At 70.1% G+C, this 499-nt stretch carries 1 pseudogene; it reads left to right on the forward strand.

The window, feature by feature from the left end:
• A pseudogene (locus tag ISP15_RS18300) lies at positions 1–499 on the forward strand (hemagglutinin repeat-containing protein); the annotation flags it as partial.

A 499-nucleotide genomic window follows, 5' to 3' on the forward strand; every position in this document is an offset into this window, starting at 1 on the left:
ACCTCGCCGTGGGCGTGGCGCTCACGCCCCAGCAGATGGCCAGCCTCACCCAGGACATGGTGTGGCTGGTCAACCAGACCGTCGACGGCCAATCCGTGCTGGTGCCGGTGGTCTACCTGAGCCAAAGCACCGCCAACCACGTCGCCAGCGGCGCGGTGATCCAGGGCCGCACCGTCGCGCTCAACGCCAACAACCAGCTCACCACGACCGGCACGATCCAATCCGCCAGCGACGCCACGATCCAAGCCGGCAACCTGCTCAATGCCGGCACGCTGGCGGCCGGTGGCAACTTAAGCGTGCAAGCCGCGCAAGACCTGCTCAACGTCGGCAGCTTCCAGGGCGGCAACGTGGCGCTGGTCGCCGGCCATGACCTCAGCAGCCGCGCCACGACAGGCGCGGTGGCGCTCGGCACCGTCAACCTCGGCGGCTTGAAGGCACCGGGACTTGGCACGCCCGCCGGCGGGCAGGTCACCGCTGCGGGCACGCTCACCGCGCAAGC

Source organism: Dyella jejuensis (genome assembly GCF_044904675.1).
Classification (GTDB): Bacteria; Pseudomonadota; Gammaproteobacteria; order Xanthomonadales; family Rhodanobacteraceae; genus Dyella_B; species Dyella_B jejuensis.